This is a genomic window from uncultured Mucilaginibacter sp. (assembly GCF_903913935.1).
Classification (GTDB): Bacteria; Bacteroidota; Bacteroidia; order Sphingobacteriales; family Sphingobacteriaceae; genus Mucilaginibacter.
In genome coordinates this window covers 1-9,971 of the sequence record NZ_CAIWNH010000533.1, presented here as the reverse complement: position 1 = coordinate 9,971, position 9,971 = coordinate 1, and the positions used below count along the sequence as shown (strand labels likewise).

Sequence of the window (9,971 nt, the reverse complement as noted above, 5' to 3'; positions counted from 1 at the left end):
TGGGTTTGAAACCCATCGCTACGCTGAAGAGTTTCATTCTCTTTTTTTGATTTTTATGATGCCCAGGTTAATCCCGGTAACGTGGCTCTCTCCATCGTCATCTGCCGAAAATTCAATTATTTTATCCCTGCGCTTATCCACCTTGGCTACCAGTACATTCACCAGCCCACCAATGCTGTGGATGCCGCGCCTGGGTATTATGGGCAGTGTATCCTTTTGAATTGGCATTACCACCACTGCTGCCACCTGGGGTTGGGTATTGAACGCATGCACCAGGTCGGGCGCTTGTTTGGCAATCAACGGTGTTGAATTGTCAGGTACCACCGCCTTTACCTCTGGCTGTTTTAGCGGTACATTGGCAATTATTTCCTGTTGTATGGGTTGCGTATTTATTGCCGGTTTGGCAATGGTAGTAACAGGCGAAACAGCACCTGTCAGGGCTGCTTTTCCAGGCTGCGCCACAGCTATATTACTTTGGTGGTTGAGCACTACCCCACTGGCAGTTGTCTGCGCCGCACTGTTTGTAGTTGATACATGGTTTACCGAAGTTACGACTTTGCCGGCTATCGCAACAACCGCCCGTTTATGCTGTACTACTACTTTTTTGGGCAGGAATAACAAACCGGCTCCAACCAATACAACAATACTGGCAGCAACGTTTAAAAACGGCACCAGGGTGTATTTTTTCTTCGGCGGATCAAGTTCAGCCGCAATCCCGGGCCAAACACCGGCAGATGGCTCCATTTCAAAACCTTCCAGTTTTGAGCGGAAGAGCCCGTCCATTTCTTTATCCTGCATATCCATACTTTTTTCCCTCCAATTTTATGACCTGTTCCTTTAATACACTTCGCGCCCTTGACAGTTGCGACTTTGAAGCGCCTTCAGTTATCCCTGCTATTGCCGCAATCTCTTTATGCGAATAGCCTTCAATCGCATAAAGGTTAAACACGATCCGGTATCCCGGCGACAGCTGCCGGATAATCTTCAGCTGCCAGCTTAGCCGTAGCCAGTGGATTAACGGATGATTCGTTTCCTGCTTCTTCAATATCCACCACTTGCATCATTTTATGGTGCTTGCGGTAATATTCAATGGAGCTGTGCACCATGATCCGCCTGATCCAGCCTTCAAATGAGCCTTCGCCGCGGTAGTCGGCCAACTTTTGAAACACTTTAATGAACCCGTTTTGCAGCATGTCCTCGGCTTCCATTTTGTCGGTGGCATACCTGAAACAAACCCCCAGCATTTTCGAAGCAAATTGCTTGTACAGCAATTCCTGTGCTTTGCGCTCCCCGGCTTTGCATCGTTTTATCAGTTCTTCTATATGGTAAACTTGCTCCAAAAACATATAATTTACAGGTAAGATGGAAAGAGGGGTACAATGGTTGCATGGTAATGAAAATAAAATTAACTAAATTTGAATATGAAAGTCATCACCTTAAATATACCTGATTCGGCAAATGTCGATGCAAAGGAAGCGGCAATGCTTTTAGCTGCGAGTTTGTACGAAAAGGGAAAGCTTTCCCTTGGGCAGGCAGCCGAAGTTGCCGGCCTTACAAAGCGCACTTTTGCAGAACTACTTGGTAACTACGGGGTCTCCATTTTTAATTATCCGGCAACTGATGTCATCAAAGATGTAAAAAATGCCTGATGTTGTAATTGCTGATACCAGCTGTTTTATCATTCTGTCAAACATAAATGAATTAGACCTCTTATTAAAAGTTTACGGGAGAATTATAACCACTCACGATATTGTAAAAGAATTTGGCGAAACACTTCGTGAATGGATAGTTATCAAGTCACCATTTGATTTTCAAAAGCAACAGATATTAGAATTACAGGTAGACAAAGGTGCTTTGAAACAAGCAGGAGAGCAAGCTATATGAAAAAGTTGTTTTTTGCGTCGATCATCTTTTTATCCCCGATCAACCTTTTTGCACAACAGTCAATAAATGATAGTTATACCTTGTTGAAACCTGACCGGGTGTTCGACGGGCTGCAAATGCATAGTGGTTGGTGGGTGCTGGTAAAAGGGAACCACATTGAAGCGGTAGGTGAGCCGGCATCTGTAAACGCTCCTGGTTCTTCTAAAATAATCGATTTAAAAGGCGCAACACTAATGCCCGGAATGATAGAGGGCCACTCGCATCTTTTTCTTCATCCCTATAATGAAACCAGCTGGAACGACCAGGTGCTTACCGAAAGCCGTGCCGAGCGTACAGCACGTGCCGTAATGCATGCGAAAGCCACCCTGCTGGCAGGTTTCACTACCGTGCGTGATTTGGGTACCGAAGGCGCCGGTTATGATGATGTTGGTTTAAAAACAGCGATTGAAAAAGGGATAATCCCCGGCCCGCGGATGCTGGTTGCCACCCGCGCCATTGTTGCCACTGGCAGCTATGGCCCCAAAGCGCTGGTAAATGAAGCGGATGTACTAAAAGGCGCCGAAGAAGCTGACGGAATAGATGGCATCACCCACGCCGTACGTTCACAAATTGGGCACGGTGCAGATGTGGTTAAAATTTATGTGGATTATCGCTGGGGGCCAGATGAAACGGCCGAACCCACTTTTACTTTAGAGGAGTTGAAAACAGCTGTGGATGTTGCCCACAGCAGCGGCAGAATAGTAGCGGTACATTCGGGCACCACAGAGGGAATGCGGCGGGCTATCCTGGCCGGCGTGAATACCATTGAACATGGTGACGGAGGTACGCCCGAACTTTTTGCCCTGATGAAGGAAAAAGGCATTGCACTTTGCCCAACGATTTCGGCAACCGAAGCGATCTCAACCTATCACGGCTGGAAAAAAAGGATTGATCCCGATCCGGCAGGTGTTAAACAAAAGCATTATATTTTTACCGAAGCCCTTAAAGCGGGCGTTACTATTTGCATGGGCGGCGACGTGGGCGTATTTACCCATGGCGATAATGCCCGCGAAATGCTGCTGATGGTTGAGTACGGCATGAAACCCATCGATGTTTTGCGATCAGCTACTTCAGTAAACGCAGATGTTTTTGGATTGAAAGAACTCGGCAATATAAAAAACGGCTATCTTGCCGACATGGTTGCCATTGAAGGCGACCCGACCCAGGATATTAAAGCCGTAAAACTGGTTAAACTGGTAATGAAGGACGGTGTTATCTATACCAATTAATAAAAACCGATTTAGAATATTTTAGTGCCCAAAAAGCACTGTTCAAACTGGCCCTGTGCGATTCCCTTCTCGAGAGGGGGCAGGGGTGTGTTAGCCAACATGCCGGTGAACACACCCCTGTCACAACACAAGCCTTCACACCCCCCTCTCGAGAGGGGAACTAAAATATTGAATTCGTTTTTGTGCTTAAAAATAATTTATGACCATGTATAAAATCTACTCAAATGCGTCCTGGAAGGGGATAGTTCCTTTTTTATTTTTAATAATAAGCGTTTCAACAGCTAAAGCGCAATCCATCACCATACCCATCGAAAGCAAGGACAACGCGCTGGTATTACAGGTAAGCCCCGAAAAATACCTGAATACGGTTTATTTCGGCAAAAAGCTTTCTGATAAAAATGAATATGGCGCTATGGCCAAAGCCTTTCGCCTTGATGGCAATACTGAAGGATATAATGCAGCCTATACAACGGCCGGATCACGTAACCTGCTGGAACCCGCCATTGCGGTTACCCATGCAGATGGCAATCAATCGCTCGACCTGAAATATGTAAGCCACACCGCTTCAAAGATCAGTGACGATATTAGTTTGCTGAGCATCCGTCTGAAAGATTCCGTTTATGATTTTGAAGTGACGCTGAACTACGAGACTTATTTTAATGAAGACGTTACCGAACAATGGAGCGTGATCACCCATCATGAAAAGCATGATGTGGCGCTGCGTAAGTACGCATCAGCCAACCTTTACCTGCAGGCAGGCTCATACTGGCTAAAACATTTCCATGGCGACTGGGCGCAGGAAATGCGGCCTGAAGAGGAACAACTTGACCATGGCATTAAAACCCTCGATTCCAAACTGGGTAGCCGCGCCGATCTGTTTGAACCACCGGTGTTTATGGTGTCCTTAAATAAATCCGCAGGCGAGGATGAGGGCGAAGTTTTATACGGTAATATGGAGTGGAGCGGCAATTACCGCATGGATTTTGAGGTTGATCCATCCAATAACCTGCGGCTCATAGCCGGCATCAACAATTATGCGGCCGCTTATGTACTTAAACCCGGCGTGGAATTTACAACGCCTAAATTTGTGTACACGCTGAGCAATAAAGGGAAAGGCGAAGCCAGCCGCAACCTGCAAACCTGGGCCCGGAAATATAAAATTGCGGATGGCGAAGGTCCGCGTTTAACCTTGTTGAACAATTGGGAATCAACTTTTTTTGATTTTGATGAGCATAAATTATCTGATATTTTAAAAGACACCAAAACACTTGGCGTCGATCTGTTTTTACTGGATGATGGTTGGTTTGGCAATAAATACCCCCGCAATGGTGACCACCAGGGGCTTGGCGACTGGCAGGAAAACAAAGCGAAACTGCCTGATAACATTGCCTTTTTAACTAAAGCAGCAAGCGGTGATGGGGTAAAATTCGGGATCTGGGTGGAGCCGGAAATGGTGAACCCCAAAAGTGAGTTGTATGAAAAACATCCCGACTGGGTGATCAAACAGCCGCAGCGCCCCGAATACTATATGCGCAACCAACTGGTGCTTGATCTTACTAATCCCAAAGTGCAGGACTTTGTATTTAATATCGTTGATAATCTTTTCGTCAAAAACCCCGACCTGGCTTATATCAAATGGGATTGTAATTCGGTGATGTATAACGCACATTCAGCTTATGAAAAGGACCAGTCTAATTTTTATACCGATTATGTTTTCGGGTTATATAAAGTGTTGGACCGTTTGCGCGCCAAGTATCCTAAAGTGCCCATGATGCTGTGCTCAGGCGGCGGTGGCAGGGTGGATTACGGCGCCTTAAAATATTTTACCGAATACTGGCCCAGCGATAATACTGAACCGCTGGAAAGGATCTTTATCCAATGGGAATATTCCTATTTCTACCCGGCGCTGGCCAGCTCCAACCATGTGACCAACTGGGGCAAGGAGCCAATTAAATTCAGGGTAGATGTGGCGATGATGGGCAAACTGGGTTTTGATATCGTGGTGGGCAAACTAAAACCCGATGAACTGGCTTTTTGCCAGGGTTCGGTTAAAACTTACAAGGAATTTTCCGAAGCAATATGGCATGGCGACCAATACCGTTTACAGGATCCGAGGGAAAACGATGTTGCCTCTATCATGTATGTCGACACTACCAAAACCAGTGCCATTATGTTCAACTACCTGGTGAATACCCGGTATGCGGCAGGCAGCAAACTGCCCATTAAGCTGAAAGGGCTTAACCCCGATAAAAACTATGCGATAACCGAGGTGAATTTATTCCCGGGCACCCAATCGTCCATCGCTAATGCAACCTATAGCGGTAAGTTTTTGATGACCGTGGGTATTAACCCTGATGTTAGGGAAGGCAGGACGAGTGTTTTGATCGGGGTGAAGGAGCAGAAATAAATTAACTTTATTCGATATAAGAATCAGCATACAATAGCAAAATGCCCCGCCAAATGGCGGGCTACCGCTTTGTAGGAACATAATGGACAGGAAATATTGCCCCGTCAGGGGTTACCCAATTCGCGAAGGGTAGCCCAGATGTTGCATGGCTATTAAATTAAGGAGTCATGATTTTTTTGATTGCGCCGTTAGGTGCGAAATATTGGTAGAAAAATAGATCACAAACGAAAAGCGTGCCGTAGGTACGTAACAATTAAAGCGGCATTGGCGCTAATGCATTTGCGTTTAAGTTCCGTACCTACGGCACGGGAATAGCTGATTATTTTTTTTCTACCGATATTAGACCCCGATGGGGTAAGCCCATCTTAATTTAATAGCATTGCCCGATGTGGCAAGGAGTTTTCTTATGCCGAACCTGAATTAAATTGGATAAAAAAAATTGAAAATAGTTCACGATTATAAAATTGATAGCCCAACTGATGTGATTGAAGTTACATTGGCCAATTATATCGGGGATTTTGCTATCAGAATTTTGTTTAGTGATGGAAATGAGAAATTGGTTGGTTTCAAACCCTTTCTGCTCAAATCACTTCATCCCTCTATTTCAAAATATTTAAATGAAAACCTGTTTAAACAGTTTAAAATCATAAACGGCAATTTAAACTGGAATGATTATGATTTAATATTTCCGGTTCATGATCTGTACGAGGGCCGCATAAACTAACGATTTTTAGTAGCTTAATTCTTAAACTTTTAAAGCCTATAAATAGCAAATAACCCCATACATGGAAATAGTAGTTGAAACAACCGAACACGATCACAATGATTTTTTCAGGAACTATAGCTTAAGAAGAAATTTACTTCAGCGGCTTTTTATTTTATTGATTGTAGATCTCATTTTATCCGCCTTCATTCCAATTTCATCGGCTTGTTTAGTAAATTTTTTATTTCTTGGGGTTATATTAGCTCCGCTTTTTATAGGGATCCCCTATTTTCGTTTAAAGACGAAAATTAGAAAAGCTTATGACGGCATCCTGTCCCCAACCGACCTCAGAACGTATAAACCATTTGCTTCCGGAATTGAAATAGCCGGTGAAATTCCGGCAACGTTTTTAAGGTATGAAGACATCAGGCAGGTTGGAAGAACAGGTAATTTTATATTCCTGATTCCCAAGTTAGGCGGCTACTACCTTTTACCTGTTTGGTGTTTTTCGTCGATTGAGGAGATCGAACATTTTTTAAGGATAGTAAAAAATGGTATTGCCAACACGAAAGGCGTTGCCGCAAAAGAACCGTTTACTTTTAAGCCGGGCTATTTGATAGGGATACTTTGCCTGATACCGGTTATAGGCTTCTTTGCAGGCTTGGTGGTGCTTATATTAGGTATCGTTCATTACAAGGATAAAGTGTTTATTATCATGGGGGCGATTGGAATGCTTATAACAATTGGCACATACGGTTCGATGATTTATTTTGTACAAACGAGCGGTATCGTAAAAGACGGCTTTGCAAACATCGCCCAAATCCAGCTAAATGACCTGGTGAAAGATATCGAATTTTACAAACTACAAAATGGAGCATACCCTGATAGCCTGCAACAAATCCAAACAAAAGATAGTTTCACTTCTATTGACGACCCTACACAAGCCATTAACGGGAATAAAAAATCAGTTACCTACCAGTATCAGCGGAAAGGAAATAAATATTTCTTGTTTTCTGTGGGAAAGGATGGCAAACCGAATACTGCCGATGATATTTATCCAAACCTCACCAATGGGGATACCAGTAAACTTGGTTTTATAAGGAAATGACCGCAAATTGATATTACGACTTATAACATTCTGACGATAAGCAAAACGTCAATATAATTTACACCAAAAACTCAAACAAAGTCTGGTCCCTGTTCAGTTCAATAACCTCGAAGCGATAGGTTTCCATGCGTTTTAACAGGGCGGGGTAATCATCAGCCGATTTTAGTTCAATACCTACCAGGGCCGGCCCGTTTTCTTTTTCAGATTTTTTGATAAATTCAAAACGGGTAATGTCATCATGCGGTCCCAATACATTATTCACGAAGAGCTTTAGCGCGCCGGGCCTTTGGGGGAAGCGTACGATAAAGTAATGCTTCAAGCCTTCGTACAGCAAAGATTTCTCTTTGATCTCCTGCATCCTGGCGATATCATTGTTACCGCCGCTGATGATGCAAACTACCTTTTTGCCTTTGATCTGGTCCTTACATTCATCAAGTACCGCTACAGATAAGGCGCCTGCCGGTTCAACCACAATAGCATCCTCATTGTATAATTTTAATATGGTGGTACAAACTTTACCTTCGGCAACCAGTAGCATCTCGTCCAAAACATTGCGGCACAGGTCATAAGTTAACTTGCCTACGGTTTTTACCGCGGCGCCATCTACGAAGCGGTCGATATCCGGCAGGGTTACGGGGCCGCCATGTTCAAAGGCCTTGAGCATACTAGGGGCACCTTCGGGTTCAACGCCGATTAAAAAAATATCGGGGTTTTGTTGTTTTAAATAAGTGCCCACCCCTGCTGCCAGGCCGCCGCCGCCAATCGGCATCACTACAACTTCAGTTTCGGGTAAGTCTTCCAGTATTTCAACGCCAACGGTTCCCTGGCCTTCAATTACGCTGTAATTATCAAACGGGGGGATAAAGGTCATTTGGTTGGCCTGGGTATATTTTAAGGCCTCCAGCAGGCAGTCGTCAAAAGTATCGCCTACCAGGATGATCTCCACATGGCCGCTGCCAAACATTTCGGTCTGGCTGATCTTTTGTTTCGGAGTGATCCCGGGCATAAAGATCACACCTCTTATATTCAGTTTATTGCAGGAAAAAGCAACGCCCTGCGCATGGTTGCCCGCGCTGGCGCAAACCACACCACGGCTCCGCTCATCAGCCGTTAACTGGCTGATCATGTTAAAGGCTCCGCGCAGTTTGTACGACCGTACCGTTTGCAGGTCCTCACGTTTTAAATAAAGTTCGCAACCGTATTTTTCAGATAAGCGGTCGTTATAAATAAGCGGGGTACGTTTAACCGTCCCTTTTAAACGTTCGTAAGCTGATTCAAAATCAAGGGTTATTTCCACATCACTATTGTCTCACTAACCTGTAAGCCACCAGGCCAAGCAGGTCGTTATCATCTATATCAAGCTTAACATCTGCCAGGGTAAGAAAGTTTTTATAAACGCCCTCCAGTTCTTTCTTATCCAGCGAATGCCCCAAACGTTCCAGGTGGAACTTTAAGGCATGCCTGCCGCTACGTGCGGTAAGCACAATTGACGCGTTCGGAAAGCCCACGTCTTCAGGCTTAATGATCTCGTAATTTTCGCGGTTCTTTAAAAAGCCATCCTGATGAATGCCCGAACTGTGTGCAAATGCATTGCTGCCGACAATTGCCTTGTTGGCCTGCACCGGCATCCGCATTTGGGTGCTCACCATACGGCTGATCTCGTAAAAATTACGGGCATGGATGTTGGTATGCAAGCCGAGCGTAGGATGTGTTTTTAAGATCATTACCACTTCCTCAATGGAAGTGTTTCCGGCACGTTCGCCAATACCGTTGATTGTGCCCTCAATCTGCCTTGCACCGTATTGTAAACCGGCAACTGAGTTGGCAGTGGCCAGGCCCAGATCGTTATGGCAATGAACAGAGATGATGGCTTTATCAATGTTCTGAACGTTATCTTTAAGGTATTTGATCTTGCCGCCATATTGTTCGGGCAGGCAATAGCCATTGGTATCCGGAATGTTCACTACGGTTGCACCGGCAGCAATAACAGCTTCTACCATTTGTGCCAGGAAGGCAACATCGGCACGCCCTGCATCTTCTGCGTAAAACTCAATATCCTCGACAGATTTTTTGGCATATTTTACTGCATCAACGGCGCGCGCCAGTATTTCCTCGCGGGTGCTGTTGAATTTATGTTTGATATGCTGATCTGAAGACCCTATCCCGGTATGGATCCGAGGGTGTTTGGCATACCTAAGCGATTCCACAGCCACATCGATATCCCCCCTGTTGGCCCTGGTTAAGGCACAAACGGTAGGGTGAGTCACTGATTTGGAGATTTCAACTACACTTTGAAAATCACCCGGGCTTGAAATAGGGAAACCTGCCTCAATAATATCCACTCCCAATGCCTCCAGCTCCCTTGCGATCTCTATCTTTTCAGAAGTAGTTAACTGGCAGCCCGGTACCTGCTCGCCATCACGAAGCGTGGTATCGAAAACATAAACGCGGTTTGGATCGTGTATCATCTTTTTTCTTGATTTGAGATGTCAGATATGAAACGTTAGACTTTGCAAAGTCTCCCATTCCACATCCAACATCGGTTAATGCTTACATTTTTTTTTTTCGTGATTTCACCGATTTCTTTGTGATTTCACCGAT

The 9,971-nt window shown here is 44.8% G+C and carries 11 protein-coding genes; 6 read left to right on the top strand and 5 right to left on the bottom strand.

Annotation, left to right across the window (positions count from 1 at the left end; all coding sequences use genetic code 11):
• Nucleotides 1-33: 33 nt before the first annotated feature.
• Genes QZY09_RS21495 through QZY09_RS21485 form a run of 3 tightly spaced genes read right to left on the bottom strand, consistent with a single transcriptional unit; the run spans nt 34 to nt 1,346 of the window.
• Nucleotides 34-804, bottom strand: a complete 771-nt coding sequence (locus QZY09_RS21495; RefSeq protein WP_295675946.1) for a hypothetical protein — start codon at nt 802-804, stop codon at nt 34-36.
• Complete coding sequence (locus QZY09_RS21490) at nt 788-949, bottom strand: sigma factor-like helix-turn-helix DNA-binding protein (RefSeq protein ID WP_295675944.1); 162 nt, start codon at nt 947-949, stop codon at nt 788-790. Before QZY09_RS21490 ends, QZY09_RS21495 begins: the two co-directional genes overlap by 17 nt.
• On the bottom strand, nt 942-1,346 hold the full coding sequence (locus tag QZY09_RS21485; RefSeq protein WP_295675942.1) for a sigma-70 family RNA polymerase sigma factor: 405 nt from the start codon (nt 1,344-1,346) through the stop codon (nt 942-944). Before QZY09_RS21485 ends, QZY09_RS21490 begins: the two co-directional genes overlap by 8 nt.
• A gap of 75 nt (nt 1,347-1,421) precedes the next feature.
• Here QZY09_RS21485 and QZY09_RS21480 point away from each other — a divergent pair, with 75 nt between their 5' ends.
• The 6 genes from QZY09_RS21480 to QZY09_RS21455 all read left to right on the top strand — a co-directional run bounded on the left by QZY09_RS21480 (nt 1,422) and on the right by QZY09_RS21455 (nt 7,370).
• Nucleotides 1,422-1,649 carry a UPF0175 family protein gene (locus tag QZY09_RS21480; RefSeq protein ID WP_295675938.1) on the top strand — a complete coding sequence of 76 codons (228 nt, stop codon included), beginning with the start codon at nt 1,422-1,424 and terminating at the stop codon, nt 1,647-1,649.
• Nucleotides 1,642-1,884, top strand: coding sequence for a hypothetical protein (locus tag QZY09_RS21475; RefSeq protein ID WP_295675937.1), 243 nt, complete (start codon nt 1,642-1,644; stop codon nt 1,882-1,884). Before QZY09_RS21480 ends, QZY09_RS21475 begins: the two co-directional genes overlap by 8 nt.
• On the top strand, nt 1,881-3,152 hold the full coding sequence (locus QZY09_RS21470) for an amidohydrolase family protein (protein WP_295675935.1): 1,272 nt from the start codon (nt 1,881-1,883) through the stop codon (nt 3,150-3,152). Before QZY09_RS21475 ends, QZY09_RS21470 begins: the two co-directional genes overlap by 4 nt.
• A gap of 205 nt (nt 3,153-3,357) precedes the next feature.
• On the top strand, nt 3,358-5,559 hold the full coding sequence (locus tag QZY09_RS21465; protein WP_295675932.1) for an alpha-galactosidase: 2,202 nt from the start codon (nt 3,358-3,360) through the stop codon (nt 5,557-5,559).
• Between the two features lie 439 nt (nt 5,560-5,998).
• Complete coding sequence (locus QZY09_RS21460) at nt 5,999-6,283, top strand: DUF2442 domain-containing protein (RefSeq protein WP_295675930.1); 285 nt, start codon at nt 5,999-6,001, stop codon at nt 6,281-6,283.
• 61 nt (nt 6,284-6,344) lie between these two features.
• Nucleotides 6,345-7,370, top strand: coding sequence for a type II secretion system protein GspG (locus tag QZY09_RS21455; RefSeq protein ID WP_295675927.1), 1,026 nt, complete (start codon nt 6,345-6,347; stop codon nt 7,368-7,370).
• A 58-nt stretch (nt 7,371-7,428) separates the two neighbouring features.
• On the opposite strand, the gene ilvA is transcribed toward QZY09_RS21455, so the two are convergent.
• Nucleotides 7,429-8,667, bottom strand: a complete 1,239-nt coding sequence (ilvA, locus tag QZY09_RS21450; RefSeq protein ID WP_295675925.1) for a threonine ammonia-lyase IlvA — start codon at nt 8,665-8,667, stop codon at nt 7,429-7,431.
• 4 nt (nt 8,668-8,671) lie between these two features.
• Nucleotides 8,672-9,838, bottom strand: coding sequence for a 2-isopropylmalate synthase (locus tag QZY09_RS21445; protein ID WP_295675923.1), 1,167 nt, complete (start codon nt 9,836-9,838; stop codon nt 8,672-8,674).
• Nucleotides 9,839-9,971 lie beyond the last annotated feature (133 nt).